Here is a 25,671-nt window from a genome sequence, read left to right as displayed (position 1 = left end):
CCCCAGCGGCCTGCTTGAGCCGTGCTGCGGGGAAATCTCGCATGGCCGGTTCTGAGGGGGCGGGAACGCAGTAATGCGTTCCCGCTACCCGACCAGCGCATGGATCGAGAATCCTGACGATGACGGCGTCATCATGCAGGGCACTCCGCAGGCGCCTCATCGGCCGAAAGCTGCTGGGCACCACGGTAATCCGGGCTCCGCGCCGGCCGCAGCCATCCGGCGGCGTCTTCGGGCACCCACTTGTGCAGCAGGTTCTCATGTACATCCAGCTCGCGGGCAACCTCGCGCACCGGGCGGCCGGAGTCGATCACCCGATGTGCCATCTCCACTCGATATTCGGGCGAATACGATCGACGCGGGCACGCCGTCCGTCGAGTCCGATCTATTCAGCCCAGATGCCTCGGACGTGGCCGATGTGGCGGCGGATCAGCTGTTCGGCCGATTCCGCGGCTCCCTGTTCGATGAGATTCAGGATTTCCACGTGCTCGTGGGCGGAATGAATGAGCTCACCGCGTTCGGCGAGTGGGCGGACGCCATAGAGGCGGGAGCGGGAGCGCAGCGACCGCACCGTTTCGACCAACTCGTTGTTGCCCGCGAGGCTGAGGAGGCGGCAGTGGAATTCGGTGTCGATGGAGATGTAGGTGATGAAATCGTGTTCGGTCGCGGCCTTTTCGATGCCGAAGGCCAGGGTGCGCAGTTCGGCGAGCTGCTGGGGGTCGATGCCGGCGTCCGCGACCTTGCGTACGGTCGGGACCTCGATGAGCAGGCGGACCTCGACGAGGTTGTCCAGCTCCTGTTCGGATGGCTCGCGAATGCGAAAGCCCTTGTTGCGCACGGTTTCGACCAAGCCCTCCTTGGCCAGGTCGATCATTGCTTCGCGGACCGGAGTCGCGGACACGCCGAACTGTTCGGCCAGTCCGGGGGCCGAGTACACGACGTCGGGGCGCAACTCGCCGGTGATGATCGCCCCGCGCAACTTCTCGATGATCTCGTCGCGCATGCTCTTCCGGGGGAGGAACGACGTCAGTGTCGAGACCGGCGTATCAGTGGCGGACATCATTGCCTTCTTGTTGCGGGTGGGCGGAAGCGGCGACCGCGGGATCGGCCCGTGTGATCTAGTCAGTTGCTATCGTACAAGCGAGACGGTCGGTGACATATCACATATTACGTGCGCCGTCGGGGACGGACCAAATCGCCGGGCGGGCGGCGTAGCGACCTGGTCCGCCGCAGGTCACGGATGTCAGGATTCCAGGTCGTTCAGTTCCGAATGCCGGTAGCTGAAGCCCACATACACCACGAGGCCCAGCCACAGCCATAGCAGGAACCGCACCCAGGTGCCCCAGGTGAGAGGTGGCTGATCAACCAGGCGGAAACGCAGTCTCTTCAACATTCCCACCTGAAACCTCTCATCGGTCCATGGATCCTCACCTGAGGATGAAGCCGGGAACCAGCGAGTCGCGCGGGTCCACGACAAAGCGGCTGTCTCCCAACTTGTGCGCCGTGCCGACGACCTCAGGCACGAGCGCGTCGTGACCGTCGGCCTGGACCCGCGCTATGGCCCGAGCACGGAATCTGCTGCCGACGATAGAGTCGTGGACCAGGACCTCACCATCGGCGAGACGTCCCTGGCTGGTCAGATGCGCGACCCTGGCCGCGGTGCCGGACCCGCACGGGGACCGATCGACCTCGCCGTCGGAGAACACCACGACGTTGCGCTGGTGCAGTGCGCCCTCGGCACTGAGTCCCTCGAACGCCTGGGAGGCGGTCGCGTCGTCGGGGTCGACGTCCTCGGTGAACATCGTTGCGTAGACGCCGGACAGGCGCGGGTCGCTCGGGTGCTCCGCCGCGCGGGCGGCGTTGAGGCCATCCCTGATCCGGCGACCGGTCCGAATCAGGTCGGGCAGGTCTGCGGGGCGAACAGCCAGGCCGAGGTCCGCGGCGGACACCACGGCGTACATCGCACCGCCGAAGACGATGTCGCACGTGACGCGCCCACGGTCGGTCTCGACATCGACACCGGTGGAGTGCACCCAGCTCGGGACGTTGACGAACGAGACGTGGGTGATCTCGCCCGCCTCGAAGGCAACGCGGGCGGTGACCCGCCCGGAGGGTACGTCGATCCGTACGTCGCGAGTGCCCTGCTCGAGTCGCGGCACGAGGCCGGACTCGACGGCCCACACACCCAGCGCGATGGTGCCGTGGCCGCACGCGGTGGAGAAGCCGTCCTTGTGCCAGAAGAGCACCCCGAGATCGGCGCCGTCGTCGTCGGGCTCGGTGACGAAGCCGCCGTACATGTCTGCGTGGCCGCGTGGCTCGCTGCACAGGAGCGCGCGGGCATACTGCACCTCCGGGCTCGCGATCCCCCGGACCCGCTTGTCCGCCACGGTGGCGCCCTCGAGCCGGACCGCTCCGTGGGCGACGATCCGGAACGGCTCACCGCCGGTGTGGTAGTCCACCGTCTCGAAGCTGAACGACATCTCAGGCGCCAAGGTAGGCCTCCACTACTCGGGGATTGGCCCGCAACTCCTCCGAGGACCCCTCGAGGCTGGTCACGCCCGCCTCGAGTACGTAGCCGCGGGTGGCCACGGTGAGCGCGGACCGGGCGTTCTGCTCGATGAGGAGTACGGCGGTGCCGCGCTCGTTGATGGTTCGCACGACCTGCATAATCTGGGCGACCATGAGGGGGGCGAGTCCCATGGACGGCTCGTCGAGCATGAGCAGGCGCGGCGCAGCGATCATCGCGCGCCCCATCGCCAGCATCTGCTGCTCGCCCCCGGACAGGGTGCCGCCGTGCTGGTTGCGGCGGTCGCGCAGCCGCGGTAGGAGCTCGTACACCTCCTGGATCCGCTCCTCGATCGCCTTGCTGTCACGGACGGTGTATCCACCGATGAGCAGGTTCTCGTGGACGCTGAGCCGAGGGAAGATCCGTCGGCCTTCGGGCACGTGGACGATGCCCATCTCGACGAGCTCCCAGGGCTTGGCTGCTGTGATCTCCTTGCCGAACGCCCTGATCCGTCCCGACGTCGCGCGCACTAGACCGGAGATCGCGGAGACGGTGGTCGACTTGCCTGCGCCGTTATTGCCGAGCAGCGACACCGTCTCGCCTTCACCGACCGTCAGCGACAGACCGCGCAGCGCCTCGACCCGTCCATAGTTGACCACGAGGTCCTCGACCTCGAGGACAGGGGTAACTGTGCTCACGACTAGCCCTTCTCGCTCGGTGCCGCGTTGTGATCGCTGAAAATCTCCCCGTCGGCGGCGGCGGCCACCGCTTCGGCCTCGGTGTGGGCTTCGGCGTCGTCGGCGCCCAAATAGGCCTCGACGACCCTGGGGTCGGTGCGGATCTGGTGGGGTGTGCCGTCCGCGATCTCCTTGCCGTAGTTGAGGACGACGATGCGTTCGGAGACCTCCATGACCAGGCCCATGTCGTGCTCGATGAGCACGACCGCGGTCCCGAGGTCGCTGATGCGGCGCAGTAGGGCGAGGAGCTCCTCCTTCTCGTTGTGGTTCAGGCCGGCCGCGGGCTCGTCGAGCAGGAGCATCTTCGGTTCACGGGCCAGGGCCCGGGCGATCTCGACGCGGCGCTGCTCGCCGTACGGCAGATTGCGCACTTCGTGGACCCGGCTCCCGCGCGCTCCGACAAAGTCGAGCCAGCGGTGCGCCTCGTCGGTCGCGGTTTGCTCGCTGCGGTGGTACCGGGGGGTGTGCAGGACGGCGTCGAAGGCGTTTTGCCGGATCCGCACATGCATCCCCGCGCGCACGTTGTCCAGGACGCTGAGGTCGCCGAACAGGCGCAGGTTCTGGAACGTGCGGGCGACCCCGCGCGCGGCGATGACCGCGGGACGTTTGCCGGTGATGTCGCTGCCGTCGAAGGTGACGTGCCCGGCCGACGGCTTGTAGAAGCCGGTAATGCAGTTGAAGGCGCTGGTCTTGCCGGCACCGTTCGGGCCGATTACAGAGAGGACCTCCCCTTCGTGCACGTCGAAGGTCAGGCCGTTGACGGCAGTGACTCCGCCGAAGGCCACTGTCATGTCACGGACTTGGAGCAGCCCCGTAGCCGGTGAGCCGTTCCTTGCCACCTCGCCGTGTGTCGCGGTCACGGTGCGACCTCCTTTGCCGCCGTGCGGGCTCGTCGCTTCTCGATCCGCGACGGCTTCTCGTCGCCCCGGTGCGGCCAGATGCCCTGGGGACGGAACAGCATCACGATGATGAGGAGGACGCCGAAGACGAGATAGCGCCAGTTCTCCGCTCCACGTAGCAGCTCGGGGAGCAGGGAGATGACGAGCGCGCCGACGACGACGCCGGGTGTTGAGCCCATCCCGCCGAGGACCACCGCCATGAGAATGAGCGCCGACCAGAGGAAGTTGAAGCTAGTTGGCGAGATCGCCGTCTGGTGCACCGCGAAGAGCACACCGGCGATCCCGCCGAAGATCGCTCCGGTGATGTACGCCGCGAACTTCACCCGGTAGGTGTGGATGCCCATCGCCTCCGCGGCGTCCTCGTCCTCGCGCACGAATCGCCAGGCCCGGCCCAGCCGCCCCTTGCCGAGCCGCGCGGAAGCCAACACCGCTGCTGCAACGACGGCGACGATGATCCAGTACGTCGTGATGTCAGAACGCAGGCCGAAGTCGCCGAAGTCCGGGATACCGAAGATCCCGTTCGGGCCACCCGTGACATCGAGGTTGTTCGCGGTGATCCGGATGATCTCGCCGAATCCGAGGGTGACGATGGCGAGGTAGTCACTGCGCAGTCGCAAGGTCGGGCCGCCGATCACCACCCCGCCGATGACGGCTGCGATCACGACGACTGGGATCGCGAGCGGAATGGGCCACCCCAGCGACGTAGTGAGGATGCCGGAGGTGTAGGCGCCGATCGCGAAGAAGGCGGCGAAGCCCAGGTCGAGCAGACCGCAGTAGCCCACGACGATATTCAGGCCGACCGCGAGCATCACGAAGATGAGCGCGTCCGTTGCGATCCGGATGCTGTAGGACGAGGAGTTGACGAACGGCAGCGCAACGGCAAGGGCCATCACGACCCAGCCGAACAGCGGGTGGCTGATCGCGCGGCTTACCGGCGTAGCACGGCCAGCTGCATCTGCGGGCGCGAGGCCGGAGCCGATGTGACCGATCGTGGAGTTGCCAGCCCCGTCGACGGCTTGCACGAAGCCGGAGGGGGCGTCGAAGGCCCCGCCTCGGGCCGGGATCGAGTTATCGTTGCTCATCAGACCCGCTCCGTCACTCTCTCGCCGAGTAGACCGGTTGGTCGGACGGTCAGGAACAGGATCAGGAAGCCGAAGGCGAAGACGTCTCGCCACTCACTTCCGAGCGCGGCGGTTCCGAAGGACTCGAGCAGCCCCAGAACGACAGCGCCGAGAACGGCGCCCCGCAGGTTGCCGATGCCGCCGATCACAGCCGCGGTGAACGCCTTGAGGCCGATGGTGAAGCCCATCAGGAAGTCCACCTTTCCGTAATACGCGCCGGCCATAACTCCGGCCGCACCGGCCAGCGCCGAGCCGATGAAAAAGGTGCGCGAGATGACGCGGTCGACGTTGATGCCCATCAGCAGGCAGGCTTTCGGATCCTGCGAGATCGCGCGCATCGCACGACCCGCCCGGGTCCTGTTGACGAGCTGGTCGAGGGCGATCATGAGGCCGACGGCGATCACCATCATGGCGAGCTGGGCGTAGGTGACCCTGGCGCCCAGCACGGAGATGGCACCGTTGCCGAAGCCGACTGGATAGACACGCGGGTTCGGGCCGAACCCGACGGCGATGCCGTACTCCAGCGCGAAGCTGGCGCCGACCGCAGTGATCAGCACCGACAATCGCGGTGCTCCGCGCAGCGGCCGGTAGGCGACCCGCTCGAGGACAAGCCCCACGGTGCCGGTGACCAGCATTGCGACCACCATGATCAGGACGAGTACGCCGATCGAGGCGCCCGCGCCGAGCGAGCCGGCTGCCGCGGTCAGCAGCGCATAGCCTGCGAAGGCGCCGAGCATGTAGATGTCACCGTGGGCGAAGTTCAGCAGTTTGATGATGCCGTAGACCATCGAGTAGCCGAGGGCGACGAGAGCGTAGAACGAGCCGATGAACAGGCCGTTCAGGATCAGTTGGATGAGGTATTGCAGGTCCATGGCACTCCTAAATGCCGGGAGCCGGCGGGGCCATTGGCGCCCGCGAGCCGAGGGTCACTTGTTGAGCGCGAAGGTGTTGCCCTGGACCGCGAGGATGCCGAAGCCGCCCTCGCTGAGGGTGTGCTCCGGGGTGAACTTGAGCTTGCCACTGAAGATCGGGAATCCGTCGATCTTCTCCAGCGCGGCGATGATGTCGCTGCTCTTGGTCGAGTTGGCGTTCTTGATCGCCTCGGCTGCCACGCGCACGGCGTCGTACGACTGTGTCGAGTAGGGCCCGGGGTCGGCCTTGAAGGCGGCCTTGTAGTCGGCGATCCACTTCTCGCCACCAGCGATCGTTTGCGGCGTCTGCGTCATGGTCGCCAACACGCCCTGGGCGTTGGCGGCACCGGCGATGGAGATCATCTGCTCGTCGACGGATCCGTCCGCGACCATGATCTTGCCGCTGTAACCCGCCGCGCGAAGCTGCTTGATGAGCAGCCCGCCTTCTTGGTAGTAGCCGGTCCAGTACACGAAGTCCGGCTTCGCGTTGAGGATCGAGGTCACCGCAGCGGAGTAGTCCGACTCGCCCGCGGTCACCGACTCGTGGTCCACGATCTTGACCGATCCCACTGCCCCGAGTTTCTCCCCAGTACGGGTGCTGATGTCCTTGGAGTACGACGTGTTGTCGTCTGCCAGCGCGACGGCCTTGGCGCCGGAGGACTTGATGTAATCGACCGCCGCTTGGGCCTGCTGGGCGCCGGTGCCGTTGAGTAGGAAGACATTCGACAGCTTGCTCTTGACCAGGTCGTTGGAGTTCGCGGCCGGGATGATCATCGGGACGTCGGCCTTGTTGAAGATCGAGAGCGTCGGCAGGGTCGCCGACGAGCAGTAGCCGCCGACTGACACGGTCACGCCCTCCGTGACGAGCTTGGCGGCCGCCGACGCCGCTGTCCTCGGGTCACACGCATCGTCCTCGGCGACGAGCTCGAGCTTGCGGCCGAGCACACCGCCGGAGGCGTTGATCTCGTCGATCGCGAGCTGCGCGCCGTTCTTCATGTACGGCCCGATCGCGGCGCTGCTGCCACTCAGCGGCGCCGCCATGCCCAGCCGGATGTCGCCCTTTCCGCCGTCACCTCCGCCGCCCGCCGCCAGACCGCCCCCGCCACAGGCAGACAGGGTCAAGGTCAGGGCGACTGCCGCCGTGGCGCCGATCAGCGTCTTACGAATCATGTGTATCTCCGCTCCTGGTCAACGCCTCAGGCGTCAGGTCCGCGCTAAGCCACTGCGGTGTGACTCTGCTGGAACCGAGGCCTAGCGTAGAGACCGAATTCAGCTAGTGCAATAGCACATTGCATAATGTTCTCGCGGGAGGCAGACTGAAGCCGGCGACCCGGAGGCTAACCGACCAACCCTCTTGCCAATCGCAGTGCAATATCACATTCTATTCGTGCGCAACCTTGATCCAGGAGACTTCACAACATGACCATCTCGAAAGAGAACCCCTGGCGCGGCCTCTACACCGCGACCGCACTGCCGTTCAACGACGACCTCAGCGTCGACTACGACGGCTACGCCAGGCACGTCGCATGGCTGGCCGCCAACAGCACCGACGGCGTGTGCCCGTCCGGCTCGCTGGGCGAGTACCAGACGCTGACCCCCGAAGAGCGCGCCCGCGTGGTCGAGGTGGCGGTGCAGGCCTCGCCCGAAGGGTTCGGCGTGATGCCCGGCGTGGCGGCGTACGGCTCGAGGGAGACCGTCCGCTGGATCGAGCAGGCGGCGGAGGCCGGCGCCCAGTCGGTGCTGATGCTTCCGCCGAACATCTACCGTGCGGACCGTCAGTCGGTGCTCAACCACTATCGCGAGGCCGCCAAGGTCGGGCTTCCGATCGTGGCGTACAACAACCCTTACGACACCAAGGTCGACCTGACCCCGGACCTGCTGGCCGAACTCCACTCGGAGGGTCTGATCAAGGCGGTCAAGGAGTTCTCCGGCGACGTTCGCCGCGTCTACGAGATCCAGGAGCTGGCGCCGGATCTGGACATCCTCATCGGCTCCGACGACGTCGTGGTCGAGTTCGGCCTGGCCGGCGCGGTCGGCTGGATCGCGGGCTACCCCAACGCGATTCCCGAGGCCACCGCCAAGCTGTACGAGCTGGCAACCTCCGGCAACGTCGAGGACCTGAAGGCGGCCATGCCGCTCTACCGCGACCTGCACTCCCTGCTGCGGTGGGACTCGAAGACCGAGTTCGTCCAGGCGATCAAGCTGTCGATGGACATCGCCGGCCGCAAGGGCGGTCAGTGCCGCCCGCCGCGCAGCCCATTGACCGCCGAGCAGGCCGAGGCGATACGCCGCGATACCGAGGCCGCCCTGGCCAAGGGCTACCGCTGATCGCAGCTGGGCGTGTCTGTCGATCCCATGCCATGGGGTAGCCAACCGGCATCGAGAGACACACTCTGGGCGAGCAGCCCGGGATCACAGTCGAACGATCCCGTGTTGCTGATGAGGGGCGAGAGCCTCGGAGAGGAAGAGATCATGAAGGCACCGAGTGGGCAGTCCACCGGCGCAGGTGGTCGTGGGACTGGTCTGAGCCACCTCAGCGCAGTCGCCATCGCGGACCTCGTCGATGGACCCAGTGCGGTCCGCGTCCTCACCGAGGCTCTCGTATCAGGGCGCGTCGATCCCGAACAGGACAGCCCGAGGCTTTTCGCTCCCGCCGGGCCGGCCGCCGAGTTCCTGATGATGCCCAGCGCTACCGGCGGCGCGTCCGGGGTCAAGGTCCTCACCCTCGCGCCGGGAAACCCCCAGGACGGACACCCGAACATCCAAGGCGTCTACGTCTTGTTCGAAACCGAACACCATGCGCCACTGGCGGTTCTCGACGCTGCGGAGCTGACACTGGTGCGCACCCCGGCCACTACGGCGATGGCCGCCCAACACCTCATCGCCGCCCACCGCGGCGTAGACCATGAATCCGCGGTTCGCGCACAGCGGGTGGTGGTCTTCGGCACCGGCCCGCAGGCTGAACGCCACATCGCGTACCTCAACGCCGTACTGCACCCTGACGACATCGCCGTGGTGGGACGTCGCCCTGAAGGGGTAGACCTGCTCGTCGCACGGTCGGCCGCTCTCGGCGCTCCGGTCCGACCCGCCGACGCCGCGCGGGACATGTCGCGGGCGGACCTCATCGTCTGTGCCACGTCCTCCCGCACTCCCCTCTTCGACGCCGGCGACGTACCCGCCGATGCCGTGGTCTGCGCGATCGGCGTACACGGCCCCGACAAGCGCGAACTCCCCGCGGAGCTGGTGCTCAATGCCGACGTCGTGGTGGAGAGCCGTGCCGCGGCGATGCGCGAGTCGGGCAACCTGCTCCTTGCCCGGCCGGCGACCGAGTGGGTCGCGGACGCCGAGCGAGGCCGCCCGCTGGCCAACCTGGCCGAACTGGTGACCGGTCGCTTCACCCCGTCGCCCGGTCGCCCGGCGGTCTTCTCCGGAGTGGGCATGGCCTGGGAGGACCTGGTCGTGGCGCAGCACGCCTACGACCGCTACCGGCAGCGCGCGTGACGCACCAAAATCTCTGTCCACGTTGGAGGAATGATGTATGACACCAGCACCGACCGCATCGACCATATCGTCCTCGGTGCGCAACGGGCCGCGACGCAGTGGTCCAGCCGAACCCGCACCGAGCGCGCCGCAGTGCTGCGGGCCGTTGCGGACCGGCTCGATGGTGCCGCCGACATCCTGGTCCCGCTCGCCATCCGGGAGACGCACCTCACCGAGCAACGGCTCCGCGGCGAGCTGGCGCGTACGACGTTCCAGCTGAGGCTGTTCGCCGAGACGGTGAACGAGGGCGGCTACCTGGACGCGCGCGTGGACCACGCGGATCCGGACTGGTCGATGGGGCCGCGTCCGGACCTGCGGCGTACCCGCGTCCCCTACGGCCCGGTGGTAGTGTTCGCCGCCTCCAACTTCCCCTTCGCGTTCTCCGTGGCCGGCGGCGACACCGCCTCTGCCCTCGCTGCCGGATGCTCCGTGATCGTGAAGGCACATCCGGGCCATGTCGGGCTCTCCGCGGCGACGGCGCAGGTGCTGACCGAGGCGTTCGACGAGCTCGGCGCACCGAGCGGGCTCCTGCAGATCGTCTACGGCCAAGAGGCCGGGGTGGTCGTGCTGACGCACCCGCAGGTGAGGGCTGCGGCGTTCACCGGCTCCATCCCTGGCGGGCGAGCGCTGTTCGACCTGGCATCGTCACGCCCGGAGCCGATCCCGTTCTACGGCGAGCTCGGGTCGGTGAACCCGGTGTTCGTCACTGCCTCCGCGGACGCCGACCGCGGCGTGGACATCGCCGCCGGGCTGGTCGGGTCCTTCACGCTGAGCGCGGGCCAGTTCTGCACCAAGCCGGGCGTGGTCCTCGCACCCGGCGACTCCCACTTGTTGGCATCGTTGCGCGCCGGCGCGCTGCCGTCGGCCGCGCCGCTGCTCAACGACAAGATCACGGCCGGCTACCTGAGTGGCCAGCAGCACCTGCGCCGACATCCCGCTGTCACCGTGGTCGCCGAGGGGGAGGATCCGCTCAACGACCCGCCTGCTCCGACAGTCCTGTCCACCTCGGTGCAGGACCTGTTGGCCGACCCGGAAGCGCTGCTGGCCGAGTGTTTCGGCCCGACCGTCCTGATCGTCGAGTACGCCGACGAGCAGCAGCTGGTCGAGGTCGCCGAGCAGCTGGAGGGACAGCTCACCGCGACCCTGGTGGCGAACGAGGACGACCGGATCGTCGGGCAGTTGACGACCATCCTGGCCTCGAAGGCTGGCCGACTGCTGTGGAACCAGTGGCCAACGGGCGTCTCGGTGACCTACGCCCAGCAGCACGGAGGCCCTTACCCGGCAACCACCGCCGCCGGGACCACCTCGGTCGGCACCGCCGCCATCGATCGGTTCACCAGGCCGGTGGCGTATCAAGGATTCCCCGACTTCCTGCTTCCGGGCGAACTGCGCGACGACGCCGACGTACCGCGCAGAGTTGACGGGAAGCTGACTTGATCCGCACAGCTGGAGCATCCGAGAAAGGGCAACATGAGGACAACACGCATCATTCACGCTGTGGACTCACACACCGAGGGCATGCCCACGCGCGTCATCACCGGCGGCGTCGGAGTCTTCCCCGGTGCCACGATGGCGGAGCGCCGCCAATGGTTCATCGACAACAACGACGAACTGCGCACGCTGTTGATGTTCGAGCCGCGCGGCCACGCCTCCATGTCCGGATCGATCCTCCAGCCCCCTACCCGGCCTGATGCCGACTACGGCGTGCTCTTCATCGAGGTCTCGGGGCTCCTTCCGATGTGTGGCCACGGCACCATCGGTACGGCGACTGTGCTGGTCGAGACCGGGATGGTCCCCGTCGTCGAGCCGGTGACCACGATCCGCCTCGACACCCCGGCCGGTCTCGTCGTCGCCGAGGTCGCCGTACGAGACGGGCACGCGGAGTCGGTCACCATCACGAACGTGCCGTCGTTCAGCCTCGCTCTGGACCAGGTCGTCAAGGTCGAGGGGTACGGCGACGTCCGCTACGACATCGCGTTCGGGGGCAACTTCTACGCGATCGTCGACCTCGACGACCTCGAGCTGCCGTTCGACAGGGCAGCGAAGCAGCGGCTGATCGACGCAGGGCTGGCCATCATGGACGCGATCAACGAGCAGGCCAGGCCCGTGCACCCTGAGCGCTCGGACATCAACGGGTGCCACCACGTGTACCTCAAGGCGCCGGGTGCCACCGCCCAGCACTCCCGGCATGCCATGGCGATCTACCCCGGTTGGTTCGACCGGTCGCCCTGCGGCACCGGCACCAGTGCCCGGATGGCACAGCTGCACGCGCGAGGCGAGCTCGATCTCCACACCGACTTCGTCAACGAGTCGTTCATCGGGTCCACGTTCGTCGGCCGGCTCGTCGAGGAGGTCGAGCTTCCGGGCACCGAGGACGGCGAGACGATCCGTGCCGTCGTACCCACCATCACCGGACGGGCATGGGTCACCGGCACCGCGCAGTACATGCTCGATCCCACCGACCCATTCCCTGCGGGGTTCCTGCTGTGACCGCACTTTCCGGGACCTCCCGGGAGGGTGGCATGAGCGATCACCTGCCCAAGGGCGCAGAAGTCGTGGTAATCGGCGCGGGAGCGGTCGGCGCGGCCTGCGCGTACTTCCTGGCACGGGAAGGCTTCCGCGTGCAGGTGCTCGAGCAGGGCCAGGTTGCGTCGGGGACCAGTAGCGCGTGTGAGGGCAACCTGCTGGTGTCGGACAAGGAGGCCGGCCATGAGCTGGACTTGGCTCTGTACTCGCACTCGGTGTGGCACGACGACCTGGCCGAGTTCGGTCAGCTATGGGAGTTCGAGTCCAAGGGCGGCTTCGTCGTCGCGTCGAGCCCCGAGGGCGCTGACGCGCTACGGGAACTCGGCGCCCGTCAGCGCCTGGCAGGCATCGAAACCGTGGACGTCGACGCAGCCGACATTCGCCAGTACGAGCCGAACATCCGCATCGGCCTGGCGGCAGCCGCGTACTACCCGCAAGACGCCCAAGTGCAGCCCATGCTTCTCACCGCCCATCTGCTGCGGCTGGCACGAGGCATGGGGGCTGTCATCTCCACAGGTATCGAAGTCACCGGGATCGAGCACCGTGACCTGGGTGGCGAACGACGGGTCAAAGCCGTCCGCACCAGTCGAGGAACGATCGCCTGCGACCACGTGGTCAACGCCGCCGGCACCTGGGCGAGCGAGATCGCAGCGATGGCTGGGGTCGACGTACCCGTCTTTCCCCGGCGTGGCTTCGTGCTCGTGACCGAGCCGCTGCCGCCCACGATCAACCGCAAAGTGTATGCCGGCGAGTACGTCGCCTCGACGCACTCCTCCGACGAAGGCCTGCAGACCTCTACCGTGATCGAGGGAACGCAGGCCGGGACCATCCTGATCGGGTCCTCGCGGGAGCGGGTCGGGTTCGACCGCACCGTGTCGTTGCCGGCTCTGCGTGAGATCGCGGCCAAGGCACTGGCGTTGTTCCCCTCGCTGGCCCGGGTCCGCATCATGCGCACCTACATGGGGTTCCGGCCGTACTGCCGCGACCATCTGCCCGTGATCGGCCACGACTCCCGCCTCACCGGGATGTGGCACGCGACCGGGCACGAGGGCGCCGGCATAGGGCTGTCGGTCGGCACCGCGAAGCTGTTGACTCAGGCGATGGCCGGCAAATCGCCCGACCTGGACCTCTCCCCCTTCGCCCCCGCTCGCTTCTCGGCTGGTAACCACACATGACAAGACATCCGAAAACCCAGGCCGGTCCGCGGACAGTCGAGGACGGCGGCACGTCCGTCGTACACCTCACCCTCAACGGCCAGGAGCTCCTTGCCCACCCCGGCCAGACCGTGGGTGCGGCACTCATCGACGCCGGGATCCAGTCCTGGCGCACCACCCGGAAGAACGGCCGCCCCCGAGGCCTCTTCTGTGGCATCGGGATCTGCTACGACTGCCTGATCACCGTCGACGGCGCACCCAACCAGCGCGCTTGCCTCGTCCCCGTCTGCGAAGGCATGCAGCTGAGCACGACCGCTGCGCCGGTCGATGCGGCAACTGACGCTCCCAACGACGGAGGGACCGAGCGATGAGCACCAACCCGACCCCTTCCGGACAAACGGTCGGAGCGTTCGACGTAGCCATCGTCGGTGCCGGCCCAGCCGGCCTGGCGGCCGCCGCAGCTGCGGCCGACCGGGGCAAGACCGTCGTGCTGGTGGACGCTGGTGCCCAGATCGGCGGCCAGTACTGGCGTCATCCGGACGAGCGCGCCCCACGTGGGCCGGAGGCGGAAGGCCATCACGACTGGAAGCTGTTCACCGAGCTTCGTGAGAAGCTGCGCCGGCACCGGCAGATGGGCGCGGTGGTTCACCTTCCCAATGCCCAGGTGTGGTTCGTGGAGCCCACGGCACCTGCCGACGCCGATGACCGGGAAGGGGGCTGGACCCTCCACCTGACTCCGACGATCGTGGGCGTCGACACCGCTGAGGCGACGCCCAGGCTCGTCGTCGCCGCCAGGCTGATTCTCTGTCCAGGTGGGTACGACCGCCAGCTGCCCGTCCCCGGTTGGGACCTCCCCGGAGTCATGGCTGCCGGCGGCGTACAAGCCCTGCTGAAGGGACACCGCACACTCGCCGGCCAGCGCGCTGTCATCGCGGGAACGGGCCCCTTCCTCCTTCCGGTCGCCAAGCAGCTCGCCGATGCCGGAGCGACAGTCGTGGCCGTGTGCGAGGCCAATGCCCTGACCGGATGGGCGCGCCACGCCCGCGCCGTGGCAGCCGTTCCTGCCAAGGTCGCCGAGGGTGCGGAGTACGCCCTGGCGCTGGCCCGCCACCGGATCCCGTACCGGACTCGCACCGCGGTGACTCGCATCGACGCCGATCCCACCGGCACCAAGGCGGTCCAACTGGCCCAGCTTGATGCCGTGGGGCGGGTTGTCGGCCCCACGATGACCGTTGACGTAGACCTGGTCGCCCTCGGCTGGGGCTTCACCCCTTCGATGGAGCTCATCACCGCGGTGGGCGCCCAAACCAGGATCGACGTCGACCAGTCTCTCGTCGCCGTCGTCGACAACTCGCAGCGCAGCACCACGCCAGGGGTGTACGTCGCCGGTGAGGCAACCGGAGTCGGCGGGGCGCTGCTTGCGGTAGCTGAGGGTGAACTGGCCGGGATCGCCGCGGCCGACGCACTCGAGGTCCACGCTGTGCATATTCGTCGACTGCGTGCGCGTATCCAGCGCCTCCGCGCCTTCGCCGCCGCCATGCACCAGGCACACCCGGTCCCGGCGCGCTGGCACGAGTGGCTCACCCCGGACACTACGATCTGCCGGTGCGAGGAGGTCAGCTTCGACAGCGTCTGTCGGGCCCGCGACGAGCTCGGCGCCACCGACGTACGGACTGTCAAACTGATGGCGCGGCCAGGAATGGGCTGGTGCCAGGGGCACGTATGCGGGTTCGCCACAGCCAAGCTGGCCGCTGCCGCCGAGGACCGACCCCTCACCGTGGAGGATCTGCGACCGCTGGCCAAGCAGACCCTCTGCGCCCCCATAGCCTTGGAGCTTCTGGCCCAGGTCACCTCGAAATCCACCGACGAGGCCCTCTGATGAAGCGAGGAAGGGCTGTCTTTGGTTGCTCTCGGCGTGGCCGGACATGTGCCCGGCCGCGCCGTTCGGGGGACCCAGAACTTGGTGTCACGTGACGACATACCTCGAGGAACCAGCGTCCCGCAGAGAGGCAGGGCACATGGCACTGAACGGCATTGGGCTCCTGGAGAAGGTCAGCATTCGTGAAAGGATCGGCCGTGCGCTGCGCGCAGCCATCGTCTCCGGCGAGATGGAGCCCGGGGTCGTCTACTCCGCGCCGGCTCTGGGGGCTCGATTCGGTGTGTCGGCAACTCCCGTGCGCGAAGCCATGCTCGACCTCGTCAAGGAGGGCCTCGTCGACGTCGTACCCAACAAGGGCTTCCGGGTAACCGAGATCGGGGAGTCGGACCTCGACGAGATCACCGAGCTGCGACTGCTGATCGAGCCCCCTGTGGTACGACAGGTCACGCGCCACATCCCAGCCGAGGATCTGCCCGTGCTCCGCGAGCTCGCGCAGGTCATCGTGGACTGCGCGAACGAGGGCAACCTCGTCGAATACACCGAAGCCGACCGCGTCTTCCACCTGCGCCTCCTCTCGTACGCGGACAACACGCGGATGACCAACCTGGTGTTTGATCTACGGGCCCACACCCGGTTATTCGGGCTCTCGAGCTTGCTCGAACGAGGCGAGCTCGTGGATTCCGCACGCGAACACCTGGACATCGTCGACACCATCGAGCGACGCGACCCGCGTGCTGTCGAGCGGTTGATGCGCAACCACATCCGCCAGACGCGCGGGCGATGGGCCAAGCCCCCCGACCTGAGCGGCAAGCCGTAACCATGCGTTCCATCTCGCCCCGGGCACGCTCGCAGGCCCGCGACTTTGCCAAAGGCGAACGCAGGACAGCCCGCCACGAGGCTATCAACGTCTGCCCCGAGCAAACCTTCGAACTACGGATCTTCGCCAGTTCGCTGCACCCGCAACAGGTCCAAGCGGCACTGGCCTTCGCCGCTGGATCGGTCGAGTACACCCGCCACCTCACGGCCGCCGACATCGCACGTCGGCGTGGCTGGGATTGGACCGCCTTCACCACCTGGCTGCGCGGCCGCCCGGACTACTCACCTCTTCTCGCTGAACTGGAGGCCCTCGCGTGTGCATCCTGACCTTCGTCAAACCCGGAATCAGTCCCAATCTCGAGTCTCTTCGTGCAGGGGCAATGGCCAATCCGCACGGGCACGGCTACGCGATCATCACCGGCAACACCATCACCGTCGGGCACGGAATGGACGCTGAACAAGTGATTGCCGAATTCGCTGCTGTGCGAGCGCAATACCCGAACAGTCCAGCGGCGAGCAGGGGAGGACGCCGGTGGCAGTCACCAACGGAAATGAACGCTCGGCCACCATCGAAATCATCGACGACGTCGGGAAGGTACAGGATTCCGGTAGCTTTCGCGCGAAAAACAACTGATTTTGAACATAGCCGTGAACAATCTGGAGCAGGATGGCGCAGCTCACTGGAGCGACGTCTCGTCCGTTTTCGACGGGTTTCGCCAACAAGTTGAGAGCTGGTTCGCAACCCTCGGGGGGTGAAACCCCGGTATGCCCTCGGCCGGTGCGGCACCGACACGGCCGGATACACCGAAATGCTCAATGCCGGACGCCGATTCGAGAATTATGGGTGGGCGGTGGAGGTTGCAACGGTATCGGCCGCCGAAGGAGTTTATTATCCGCCATGCATGCGCTGGCGCAACCGGCACACCGAGCCGGTCCGCGACTTCGCAGTCGACTCGAAGTTCCGACATCCGGACTACTGCTCGACGAGGCACTAGCGAGCACACACGTCGCGTTACACCTCGGTAGCGCCCCGGCGAACGTATGATTCTCATGACACAGTTTTGGGCCAGTACCTTTTTGCACTGGAGGGTGCGACGCCGCGCAGGACGGATGACAGACAACGGTAGAAAATCACGCCGCTGCTCCACACCATCGTGCAGGAATGAAATTCGCCGCGGGCATTGTCGCCGAAGGACAATCCCGACCTCACGATGCGCGCCGCGGTAACCGGGAGGTAACTACCGCCGGACGGCGGTCTTGGCCGAGGGATCGACGGCATCACGGACGCGTCGGCGCCCCGGAAGCCGGCGGCGCTGTGCACGCAATTCGCTGTCGACAACAGGCATCGCGGGATCACCCGTCGCATATGTTCCCACCGGGTGGAAGTTCGACTGGAAGGCGTTCTTCGCGAACTGACGAAGGACGACGTCGTCGATGGCGGGACCAGGTTCGGCTTCTGCTTCGCGCCACTCGTCGTATGCGCTGGCGCAACCGATCTGGCGGGCCAGCCGCAGTGCGGTGACGAGAGCGCGGAGGTCTCGCTCGTCGCCCAAGTAGTTCGGGTCGATTATCGGCACTCCCGCGCTGAGCCACGCTGGGACGAGCAGGCCGGCGCGGCCCGTAGGTGGCCATGTGGCACAGCCATGAGCTGTACCATCTCGGTGAGAATTTGTCGTCAGAACGGCCGGTTGCTGGAGTTGGAAATGACCCTGGATTATCTAGAATGTCTTGTTAACAAAGTGATCGAAGCCGGGAGATCCTGGGAAGGTTCCAGCGACACTGCCGAGTTGGCCAGTCTGGCACGGCTCGCTCGGAGTGCGGATGTGAAGGTCATCGGAGAGATCGGCTTCAATTGTGGACTGTCCAGCTACACGTTTTTGGATGCGAATCCTGATGTCTTAGTATATTCGTTCGACATGGTCGAGTTCGACTATGTTGTCCCCGCCAAACAATACATCGATGAAATGTATCCCGGCAGGCACACACTAATTCCCGGTAATTCAACGACTAGTGTGCCGGAATTCGCATTCGCTAACCCTCGATTAAAATTCGATCTAATCTTCATCGATGGTGGGCATTCCTACGAGATAGCCAAGTCCGATCTGTTGAATATGAAACACTTCGCCACCGAGAAAACGATCTTGGTTGTGGACGACATCACGCCATGGAATTATTGGGGAGTCGGGCCGACTCGTGCATGGCAAGACGCGATTTCTGCGGGCATGGTCTCGCAGGAGGCACTCTTCAAGGACGGCGTGGCCGTAACAGCCATCGAGCCGCCGGGAAATCGCAGTTGGGTCGTGGGAAAGTATCTATAGACCTTTATGGGCGACTGACCGCGGGGCGCCTTGGCCGATGGCGTCGAACGGCATTCTCGACAATGTAATCGCCTGTCGGACTGCTGTGGTCGGCTGCATCCCGCACACCGATCGCGGAGCGTACGGCGAATATTGGGGCCGCATCGGCGACTGGAAAGTCGCCGATGCGTTCCACCTGAGACGGCCGCCGATGGAACGGAGCGGACACCGCAGCTTAGTGGGCGGAAGTTCTTTCGGCACGGCAAAGGATCGGTTAGCGGTGCTCCCGCCACTCCTCGCGGGCCCCTCGGGAAGACCACGTCGCGTCTCGAGGTATGCCAACCCACTTTCCGTAACCTCTTGCGCGACAACAGGCTCGCCGTTGCCGTGCAGGGGGTCGAGCTCGACACTGCAAAGGCAACGCACACCGCGGCGACACCCTCGGCCTGCCCGGACGGCGCTGCTTGAACTCGGGCAAGTGGTCGGGCAAAACGATTCCCGATCACAAGGCCGATCGCCTCGACTTCGTGCGCGCCGAACTCGCCCGCGTCGGCATCCTCAAGCCGGATACCTCCCACCTGCGGATCACACCGGTCGGGCCCGGCGACAAAGACGCACCACCTCGTTCGCATCTGGTCATGGCACTTGTCGCGGCCCGGATCAATCAACGCGCCGAGTACACCAATGCCCGCCTCGCCATGGCCGAGGGACCACCAGACGATGGCGGTAACTCACCAGAAATGGTTGTGCCACAGGATATTTCGACCATTCAGCAATCGGCAGCATAGAGGGGAACCTAGATGGAGACATACGGAGTCTGGTGGTACACAACCGAGGAGGTTGCTCGGATGTTGAGTGTTGATGCGTCCAGCTTGCGGCGTTGGCGGACTGCTCGCCCACCGCAAAGTCCGCCGTTCGTACAAGTGTCCGATCGCGTGGTCCGCTACAGCGCAGCCGATGTGGAGTCCTACTTGCAAAGCAAGCGTGTCGATCCCATGGCGGCGTGATGGCCGATCAGGTGCAGGTGATCCCGCTCGGCGTCCCGGTTCGGGGTGATGTCGAGATCCGGGACGCGAAGTCCTGCCGGGCTCGGGTGCGATGGGTCGATCCGACCACCAAAAAGCGGTGCTCGAAGTCGGAAGCCTTCGACACTCGTGAGGAAGCGGACGAGTGGATAGATCACATTCGGCAAGCCGCGGCTAGGGGTGTCGATCCGAAGGCTGCGACGGCGACTCTGGCCGAGTACGGGACTGCGAATTTGGACTTGGCGTTTCGCGGCGTCGAACCGAAGACGCTCGATCCGTACCGCGCTGGCTGGCGTCGTCGGGTTGTCCCCACGGTGGGTCATCTGCCGGTCACCATGATCACGGCCGGTGTGGCTGATCGGGCCGTCGGCATCTGGATCGCGGATGGGGTGCACCAAATCGACGGTGAAGAACACGCTGGCCGCCTGGGTGAGGGTCATGGACCAGGCCGCGAGGGATGAACTGATCGGTGGGGTGGCAACGCCAGTTTGCACGGCACGAAGACGAACTGGACGATCCGAGGTCGTTGGCTTTGCCCGACTGGCAGACACTCACCAAGCTCGCTGCGGCGCTCGTCGATGCATCGACGGACAAGTATCAATGCTGGGGTGATGCGGTGATCTTCGAGGCGTGCACCGCTACCCGCATCGGTGAAGTGTCGGGGTGCCGAGTGGCCGACATCGACACCGACCAGTGGGTGTGGACGCTGCGCCGCCAGACGACTCCCGGCCCTGGCGGCATGAAGGACAAGGGCACCAAAGGTAAACGGGCTCACAGGATTCCGATCATCGAGGAGCTGCGACCATTGGTGCTCAGACGGATCGCGGCGGCCAATGCTCGGCCGGATGCTCGGCTCTTCGTCGGACCACGAGGCGGCAGGATCGCGACCGGGGTACTGCGGCGGGCCACGCATTGGGACGACGTGGTGGCCACACTCGGTTATGAGCATCTCCGTCGGCACGATCTTCGGCATACCTGATTGACCTGGTTCGCGGACGCGGGCGTGCCGCTGTATCGGCCCCAGAAGATCGCCGGGCACACCGATCCACGGATCACGCAGCGATATCTCCACCCCGATATGCAAGGACTCACCGACGACGGGAATCTGCTCACACAACACCTACGGTCCCCACGTGGTCCCCAACTGCGAGTGGTCGGTGAATGACAAAACCCCTTCCGATGCTGGTCGGAAGGGGTTTGTATTTGTCGGGATGACAGGATTTGAACCTGCGACCACTTGACCCCCAGTCAAGTGCGCTACCAAGCTGCGCCACATCCCGGTTGCGCCCGCGTGCGGGGCGCTCGAAAAGATTACCCCAGAGAGGGGCGAGACACCGAATCGCCTGGTTGGTGGCGTGGCGGGGCCGGTTGGGGAGTTACAGGGGTGTAACTCGGGCGGCGGCTCGGGTGTCGTCGGCCACGGCGAACCAGACGTCGAGCGCGGTGCCGTTGCGGCGGCCGATGAGGCGGACGTTGTCGCCGGCTTTGAGGGGTTTGGTGTATTCGATGACGGTGCGGTGAGGGCCCGATATCAGGTCGGTGTGGGCGGTGAGGAGTTCTTCCAGGGCGGTGAGGTAGACGGCGTTGTTGACGTGGTCGAGCCAGTCGAAGTCGGCGATGCGCAGCGGGAAGGGTAATTGGTGGACGTCGGGTTCGTCCGGTCCGGGGATGGCGGTGGCGAGGGCGGCTTTCCAGCGGAGGCGGTGTTCGGTGGTGCTGGCGAGCATGGGAGCCATGAAACGGTCGCTCATGCGCGCGGGGACACCGGATTCGGCGCCGAAGTGGATGAGAAAGGCTTCGGTTTCGACGAGGCCGCCTTTGCTGCCGCAGATTTGGACGCGCATGTTGCACCAGCGGTTGGACAGGCCGGAGCACCAGCGGCGGAGGGTGGCGTGTTCGCCGAATTCGATGGGCTTCATTACGTCGATGACGGTGCGGCGTACGACCCAGCCGCGGTGGGCGTCGCCGTCGTCGACGGCGTCGAGGTGGTCGAAGCCGATGTCTTGGAGGTAGCGGGCGATGGCGTCGAGGCGCAGCCGTTGGTCGCTGTTGGTGTCGGCGAGGCGCACCGGCCAGTCTGTCTGGAATGAGGATCCGGTGGTAGGGCGTTCCGGCAGCACGCTAGGAATGACCATGATCGAATAATGCCAGGTCGCGGCGGTTCGCACACATGGCGGGCCGCCCGAGTCGCCTGCACGGGGACAATTCGGGCCAACCTTTGCGGAGAAGCGTTCCTGTGGCGGCAACATGCAGCGGGCAGTGCACCCAGACCACGGGCGACCTGAGCCCACATGCGATATCGAGCAGCGCGAAGGCGTTCCTCACGGTGTCAGCCCGCGGGTGAACGGACAGGGTGAACCTCACCCACAACCTTGAAGCGTCCCGGCATATACGGTCACGAGGCGGCCGATTCGGTGTCGCCCTGTTCGAGGATTCGTCCCAAGTCGTCAGGAATGGGCATGGGCGTAGTGATGCCGACTGCGGCGCGGCCGGTGTTACCGATAGGGACGCGGCCGACCGATGAACCCAGGCCCGCTACCGACAGCCGCACTATCTGGCCGATTGCTTCGTAGCGATCGTGGCAGCGCAGGGCGAGGCGCAGCATGTGCCAGTGCGCGCGGGTGTGCGGCCAGGCCCAACGCTGCGACAGGATGTGTGCGCGTTCGAGGGCGTGCCACATTTCTTCGAGATCGGTTGTGGTCGAGGCTGATTCGAGCTCCGCCTCGAAGGCGGCTCGGACGGTGGGCGGCATTGGGGCCACGATTTCCTCCAGGGCAGGCGGGTTCTTCCGCATCAGACTCGCCCGCCGGCGCATCCAGTGACTTGAACAAACCTGCTGTCTAGTCGGGCGGCAGCTCGGTGACCCAGCGGATGCCGTTGAATCCTGACGGCGGAGCGCCGAACATGCTGCGGCACACACGCGTCAGGTGAGCGCTGTCAGCGAAGCCCGCGCCGTGCGCGACAGCGGTCAGCGAATGGCCGGCCGCTATGAGTTCGACGGCACGCTGCAGACGCAACCATCGAAGATAGGGCCGGAACGGCAGACCTATTTCGGAGGAGAACACATGCGCCAGACGGCTTTCCGATAAGTGCACCGCTCTGGCAAGTTCGGCGAGTCGAATGGGGCCGCCGCTCAACCGGTTCGGAAGCAGGCGGAGTACGTCGGACACCGCGGGATGTCGCGGCGGACCACCAGGGTCGGAACACGAATTTCGGTCGGGCAGCCACTCCATCGCCGGGCCGGGGCGCACCAAGGAGTGCAGCCATGCACTGATGGCATCGAACTCCCGCAGAGACCTACCCGACGCAATGCCACCTGCCTCGTACGATCTGGCCGAAGTCTCGTTGGCGGTGGCCGAATGCATCCGGCGGGTCTGTCGCTGTGGGGCACACAGCGACTGACCCGCACGAACCCATTCATGCACCGCCGCAGGCGAGTTCGGAAGTCGCCCCAGCTCCGAACCCACTGCGGACTCCGGATCCAAATGCACGAGAATCCCGTCGGCCGCACCTCGCACCACGGCATGCGGCACATCCGGCGGGATGACCGCGGCACGACAGACGCGACGCTCCCCCGCCACATCCTCGAGCACCATGTCGGTACACGCGGCAATCACCTGCACGGTGTGATGTGCGTGGATGGCCGCAATGCCCACCGCGCCGGTGACCACTAACTGACCGGGGCGCAGCAAAGCCAGACCTGTCCAGCGATGTGGATCCACGTCAGCGACACCGTCCATCTCATCAGTGTCGGCCCGCAAGCGGCCGATAGCGAAATGTGCTGCCGCTGACATCGACACGACGACCTCTCGACGACCGGCACATAGACACCGACCTCGGCACGACGGTGCTCGGAGACTCACTTGACCGGTGGTGAAGTGAGTACGCAGATAAAATCAGCCGATCCCTTTAATCGCCAGCTTGCCGAATAACACTCTGAGGCCGTCAGGACGCGGATGCCCACACGGTTACAGCGGCGTAGTGGGAGAGATATCGGGCACGGTCCTAATGCAACAACCGATGCGACCATTCTCATCGACGGTTCAGTTTTGGGCGGCTGCGACGTTGACGGGCTATTCGGTGACACGCATTCGGATATCGGCTGGTATCTCTGCCTGTGCGACTGCCGCAACTGCAGGTCGCCCGGTCGACCGATGTCCCGGAAGCGCCTCAGGAGAGACCAAAGTACCCGGACGTGCCGCGGCGATGACAAGCTACTGTGTCGCAGCACAGCGGAATCCGTCGGCAGCCTAGGCCCAGGCTTCGAGCGGTGCATGGTCTGCCCTCAGCCATTGCGGTCAGTCTTGTTTCCAGGCGCCTGCCGCAACCGTGTCGCGCACGAAGTCGGCGAAATCGACCGGCTCGCGCCCAAGGAGACGACCGACGGTATCGGTCACTTTCGCGTTGCGGCCGTCCAGAAGAGTAGCGAAGATGTCGATCATCACTGCGACCTCCTCATCCGGCATACCGAACTCCGAGGTCAACACCGCACCGAACTGCGCACCAGTGACCGGAATGTATTGGACATCCCGCCTGGTCTCCTTCGCGATCATGCCCATCGCGTCACCGAAACTCAGCAACCGGGGACCGGTCAGTTCATAGTCCTGACCCGCGTGCCCATCCTCCGTCAACGCAGCGACCGCGACGTCCGCGAGATCACCGGAATCAACGAATGGCTCCAACACCTGACCAGCCGGGAAAGCGACGTCACCGGCGGTCACCATATCCGCGAACACACCCTCATCGAAGTTCTGGTTGAACCACGCCGCCTGCAACACAGTCCACTCGACACCACTCTCACGCACCGCCGCCTCGGCCGCCGCGGCCTGGTCCTCACCACGGGCCGACAACAACACCAACCGCTCGACACCATTGGCCACCGCCAATTCGGTGAACGCCCGGATCGTTTCTCCCGCACGCGGATCCCCGATATCGGGGGTGTACATGACGAACACCGCACCCACCCCCTCGAGTACCGGCGCCCATGTGCCACGGTCCTCCCAATCGAACGGGACCTGCGCGGAGCGGGAACCGACACGGACCGGGAAACCCCTGGCCCCCAAGCGATCCGCCACCCGGCGACCCACCTTGCCAGTGCCCGCCGTCACGAGAATGGTCCGAGCTGCCGTCTGATTGTTCGTTGTTGTCATGCCCTAATTCAAGCCGCACGATATCCAGCACACCATCGACGAGAGGCTCAGGTCCATGCCTCAGCGTCTACGCCCCGGCGTGATCCGAACAGCGCAACACCCCCATGCGCGCAGGCACAAACGAGCGTTCTATGCGTTGAATTTCTTTGTCGGGTACCAACTCTCGACCGTCGGCGAGCTATCTCACGACTTCGATGACATCACCAGGTGACACATGGTGGTAGAGCGTCTCAGCACCCTCGGGGGTCATTCGTATGCATCCATGCGACTGTTCTTCGATGGGTCCGATATGAGTGGCAATGTCGCCGTTGAAGAACACCGCCCACTTCATGGGCACGTGGTGCATCGTGCTCCAATGGTCTTCACGCTTGAACGCGACTCGGAAGACGCCCGGAGGGGTTTCGTATCCAGGTCTACCGTGCGAAATCGGTGTCGGGCCATAGGTCACTCTGCCGTTGTCCATCAACCATGCTTGGTTGCTCGAGAGCTGCATACATACCCGCGCAGACTCGGTATAGCACGGTGCCACGACAGGAACGGGCAACGGCGGAATCAGTGCTGGCAAACCCGGGATATCCGGTCCGCCGGGCCACAGCGGTTCGGCTTGCGCGGGGGCCATGACAGCGAGTCCGGCCGCCGCGGCGCCGATGAGAACTACCGATCGGGCCGCCCAGTTGAGAAAACGCTTGTTGCTCATGGAGTTCTGACCTCTCTACCCATGCCCGCCGCCCTGAGTGTCGCCTGCCAGGGCGATGGGACCATCTCGGCACAAGCTCGGGACCACTTGGAGGTGGTGAAGATCATTGTGAACCGCATTCCAGCTCGTTGCGCGACATTCCATTCATATTCACGCCGCCAATCGGGCGGTCGGACTCGAAACGTGGGACAAATGGCGGCGGAAACCCTTGAAAACCTTCCGACTGGTCGGAGCTGGTTTGTTTATCCGACGACTGACACACCAGTGCCAGCTCGACACAGCCTCGACAAGATCGCGCTACCGTGGCGATCGAGCGCTGACCGCGCTCGCGGCCGACCGGCATCGCGGACCGATGCGACCGGACGCCGGTTCCGGCGAAGGAGCGAGTGATTTTGCGACCGAGAAATGCCACTCCT

28 protein-coding genes, 1 tRNA gene and 1 pseudogene are annotated in these 25,671 nt (G+C 65.7%); 13 read left to right on the top strand and 17 right to left on the bottom strand.

Annotation, left to right across the window (positions count from 1 at the left end):
- Positions 1–131: 131 nt before the first annotated feature.
- The 9 genes from ACFU4Z_RS35550 to ACFU4Z_RS35510 form a co-directional block, all read right to left on the bottom strand.
- Positions 132–386, bottom strand: a complete 255-nt coding sequence (locus ACFU4Z_RS35550; protein ID WP_379072557.1) for a transposase — start codon at positions 384–386, stop codon at positions 132–134.
- Positions 383–1,057: a GntR family transcriptional regulator gene (locus tag ACFU4Z_RS35545; protein WP_379072547.1), complete on the bottom strand. Its 675-nt coding sequence runs from the start codon at positions 1,055–1,057 to the stop codon at positions 383–385. The genes ACFU4Z_RS35550 and ACFU4Z_RS35545 overlap by 4 nt, the downstream gene beginning before the upstream one ends.
- 183 nt (positions 1,058–1,240) lie before the next feature.
- Positions 1,241–1,390, bottom strand: a complete 150-nt coding sequence (locus ACFU4Z_RS35540) for an amino acid permease C-terminal domain-containing protein (RefSeq protein ID WP_379072545.1) — start codon at positions 1,388–1,390, stop codon at positions 1,241–1,243.
- A 34-nt stretch (positions 1,391–1,424) separates the two neighbouring features.
- Positions 1,425–2,489, bottom strand: a complete 1,065-nt coding sequence (locus tag ACFU4Z_RS35535) for a proline racemase family protein (protein ID WP_379072543.1) — start codon at positions 2,487–2,489, stop codon at positions 1,425–1,427.
- Positions 2,479–3,201: an ABC transporter ATP-binding protein gene (locus ACFU4Z_RS35530; protein ID WP_379072541.1), complete on the bottom strand. Its 723-nt coding sequence runs from the start codon at positions 3,199–3,201 to the stop codon at positions 2,479–2,481. Before ACFU4Z_RS35530 ends, ACFU4Z_RS35535 begins: the two co-directional genes overlap by 11 nt.
- Positions 3,202–3,203: 2 nt before the next feature.
- Positions 3,204–4,031, bottom strand: a complete 828-nt coding sequence (locus tag ACFU4Z_RS35525) for an ABC transporter ATP-binding protein (protein WP_379072555.1) — start codon at positions 4,029–4,031, stop codon at positions 3,204–3,206.
- Positions 4,032–4,096: 65 nt separating this feature from the next.
- Positions 4,097–5,221 carry a branched-chain amino acid ABC transporter permease gene (locus ACFU4Z_RS35520; RefSeq protein WP_379072539.1) on the bottom strand — a complete coding sequence of 375 codons (1,125 nt, stop codon included), beginning with the start codon at positions 5,219–5,221 and terminating at the stop codon, positions 4,097–4,099.
- Positions 5,221–6,132 carry a branched-chain amino acid ABC transporter permease gene (locus ACFU4Z_RS35515; RefSeq protein ID WP_379072537.1) on the bottom strand — a complete coding sequence of 304 codons (912 nt, stop codon included), beginning with the start codon at positions 6,130–6,132 and terminating at the stop codon, positions 5,221–5,223. Before ACFU4Z_RS35515 ends, ACFU4Z_RS35520 begins: the two co-directional genes overlap by 1 nt.
- A gap of 54 nt (positions 6,133–6,186) precedes the next feature.
- The gene (locus tag ACFU4Z_RS35510; RefSeq protein WP_379072535.1) at positions 6,187–7,341 is read right to left on the bottom strand and encodes a branched-chain amino acid ABC transporter substrate-binding protein; all 1,155 of its coding nucleotides are present in this window, start codon (positions 7,339–7,341) and stop codon (positions 6,187–6,189) included.
- Positions 7,342–7,590: 249 nt separating this feature from the next.
- Here ACFU4Z_RS35510 and ACFU4Z_RS35505 point away from each other — a divergent pair, with 249 nt between their 5' ends.
- From ACFU4Z_RS35505 to ACFU4Z_RS35465, 9 genes are all read left to right on the top strand, one after another.
- Complete coding sequence (locus ACFU4Z_RS35505; RefSeq protein ID WP_379072533.1) at positions 7,591–8,499, top strand: dihydrodipicolinate synthase family protein; 909 nt, start codon at positions 7,591–7,593, stop codon at positions 8,497–8,499.
- A 144-nt stretch (positions 8,500–8,643) separates the two neighbouring features.
- On the top strand, positions 8,644–9,672 hold the full coding sequence (locus ACFU4Z_RS35500; RefSeq protein ID WP_379072531.1) for an ornithine cyclodeaminase family protein: 1,029 nt from the start codon (positions 8,644–8,646) through the stop codon (positions 9,670–9,672).
- A gap of 30 nt (positions 9,673–9,702) precedes the next feature.
- The gene (locus tag ACFU4Z_RS35495; protein ID WP_379072529.1) at positions 9,703–11,148 is read left to right on the top strand and encodes an aldehyde dehydrogenase (NADP(+)); all 1,446 of its coding nucleotides are present in this window, start codon (positions 9,703–9,705) and stop codon (positions 11,146–11,148) included.
- A gap of 60 nt (positions 11,149–11,208) precedes the next feature.
- On the top strand, positions 11,209–12,201 hold the full coding sequence (locus ACFU4Z_RS35490) for a proline racemase family protein (protein ID WP_379072527.1): 993 nt from the start codon (positions 11,209–11,211) through the stop codon (positions 12,199–12,201).
- A 32-nt stretch (positions 12,202–12,233) separates the two neighbouring features.
- Positions 12,234–13,412, top strand: a complete 1,179-nt coding sequence (locus tag ACFU4Z_RS35485; RefSeq protein ID WP_379072525.1) for an NAD(P)/FAD-dependent oxidoreductase — start codon at positions 12,234–12,236, stop codon at positions 13,410–13,412.
- Positions 13,409–13,762: a (2Fe-2S)-binding protein gene (locus tag ACFU4Z_RS35480; protein ID WP_379072523.1), complete on the top strand. Its 354-nt coding sequence runs from the start codon at positions 13,409–13,411 to the stop codon at positions 13,760–13,762. Before ACFU4Z_RS35485 ends, ACFU4Z_RS35480 begins: the two co-directional genes overlap by 4 nt.
- Entirely contained in the window at positions 13,759–15,270 is a 1,512-nt protein-coding gene (locus ACFU4Z_RS35475) for an FAD-dependent oxidoreductase (RefSeq protein ID WP_379072521.1), read from the top strand. The genes ACFU4Z_RS35480 and ACFU4Z_RS35475 overlap by 4 nt, the downstream gene beginning before the upstream one ends.
- A gap of 139 nt (positions 15,271–15,409) precedes the next feature.
- Positions 15,410–16,087: a GntR family transcriptional regulator gene (locus ACFU4Z_RS35470; protein WP_379072519.1), complete on the top strand. Its 678-nt coding sequence runs from the start codon at positions 15,410–15,412 to the stop codon at positions 16,085–16,087.
- Positions 16,088–16,089: 2 nt separating this feature from the next.
- Complete coding sequence (locus ACFU4Z_RS35465) at positions 16,090–16,413, top strand: hypothetical protein (protein WP_379072517.1); 324 nt, start codon at positions 16,090–16,092, stop codon at positions 16,411–16,413.
- 911 nt (positions 16,414–17,324) lie between these two features.
- Here the strand turns inward: ACFU4Z_RS35465 and ACFU4Z_RS35460 are convergent.
- Positions 17,325–17,663, bottom strand: a complete 339-nt coding sequence (locus tag ACFU4Z_RS35460) for a GMC oxidoreductase (RefSeq protein WP_379072515.1) — start codon at positions 17,661–17,663, stop codon at positions 17,325–17,327.
- 66 nt (positions 17,664–17,729) lie between these two features.
- On the opposite strand from ACFU4Z_RS35460, the gene ACFU4Z_RS35455 reads away from it, so the two are divergent.
- From ACFU4Z_RS35455 to ACFU4Z_RS35445, 3 genes and pseudogenes are all read left to right on the top strand, one after another.
- Entirely contained in the window at positions 17,730–18,404 is a 675-nt protein-coding gene (locus ACFU4Z_RS35455) for a class I SAM-dependent methyltransferase (protein WP_379072513.1), read from the top strand.
- 377 nt (positions 18,405–18,781) lie between these two features.
- A pseudogene (locus ACFU4Z_RS35450) lies at positions 18,782–19,171 on the top strand (replication initiator); the annotation flags it as partial.
- Between the two features lie 12 nt (positions 19,172–19,183).
- Entirely contained in the window at positions 19,184–19,390 is a 207-nt protein-coding gene (locus ACFU4Z_RS35445; RefSeq protein WP_379072511.1) for a helix-turn-helix transcriptional regulator, read from the top strand.
- Here the strand turns inward: ACFU4Z_RS35445 and ACFU4Z_RS35440 are convergent.
- Positions 19,351–19,824 carry a hypothetical protein gene (locus ACFU4Z_RS35440; RefSeq protein ID WP_379072509.1) on the bottom strand — a complete coding sequence of 158 codons (474 nt, stop codon included), beginning with the start codon at positions 19,822–19,824 and terminating at the stop codon, positions 19,351–19,353. The genes ACFU4Z_RS35445 and ACFU4Z_RS35440 overlap by 40 nt on opposite strands.
- A 53-nt stretch (positions 19,825–19,877) precedes the next feature.
- On the opposite strand from ACFU4Z_RS35440, the gene ACFU4Z_RS35435 reads away from it, so the two are divergent.
- Positions 19,878–20,387, top strand: a complete 510-nt coding sequence (locus tag ACFU4Z_RS35435) for a tyrosine-type recombinase/integrase (RefSeq protein WP_379072507.1) — start codon at positions 19,878–19,880, stop codon at positions 20,385–20,387.
- A 227-nt stretch (positions 20,388–20,614) separates the two neighbouring features.
- Here ACFU4Z_RS35435 and ACFU4Z_RS35430 read toward each other — a convergent pair.
- From ACFU4Z_RS35430 to ACFU4Z_RS35405, 6 genes are all read right to left on the bottom strand, one after another.
- A tRNA-Pro gene (locus ACFU4Z_RS35430) sits at positions 20,615–20,688 on the bottom strand.
- 96 nt (positions 20,689–20,784) lie between these two features.
- Positions 20,785–21,543 carry an acyl-[acyl-carrier-protein] thioesterase gene (locus ACFU4Z_RS35425; protein WP_379072505.1) on the bottom strand — a complete coding sequence of 253 codons (759 nt, stop codon included), beginning with the start codon at positions 21,541–21,543 and terminating at the stop codon, positions 20,785–20,787.
- Positions 21,544–21,803: 260 nt separating this feature from the next.
- The gene (locus tag ACFU4Z_RS35420; protein ID WP_379072503.1) at positions 21,804–22,160 is read right to left on the bottom strand and encodes a DUF3703 domain-containing protein; all 357 of its coding nucleotides are present in this window, start codon (positions 22,158–22,160) and stop codon (positions 21,804–21,806) included.
- Positions 22,161–22,248: 88 nt separating this feature from the next.
- Positions 22,249–23,148, bottom strand: a complete 900-nt coding sequence (locus tag ACFU4Z_RS35415; protein WP_379072501.1) for a helix-turn-helix domain-containing protein — start codon at positions 23,146–23,148, stop codon at positions 22,249–22,251.
- A 558-nt stretch (positions 23,149–23,706) separates the two neighbouring features.
- Positions 23,707–24,558 (bottom strand): NAD(P)H-binding protein, encoded by an 852-nt coding sequence (locus tag ACFU4Z_RS35410; protein WP_379072499.1) that lies wholly within the window; start codon positions 24,556–24,558, stop codon positions 23,707–23,709.
- A gap of 178 nt (positions 24,559–24,736) precedes the next feature.
- Complete coding sequence (locus tag ACFU4Z_RS35405) at positions 24,737–25,255, bottom strand: L,D-transpeptidase (protein WP_379072496.1); 519 nt, start codon at positions 25,253–25,255, stop codon at positions 24,737–24,739.
- Between the last annotated feature and the right edge of the window lie 416 nt (positions 25,256–25,671).

This window comes from Nocardia sp. NPDC057440 (assembly GCF_042802915.1).
GTDB lineage: Bacteria > Actinomycetota > Actinomycetes > Mycobacteriales > Mycobacteriaceae > Nocardia.
The sequence above is the reverse complement of the archived record's forward strand: the minus strand, read 5'-3'. Positions and strand labels throughout refer to the sequence as shown.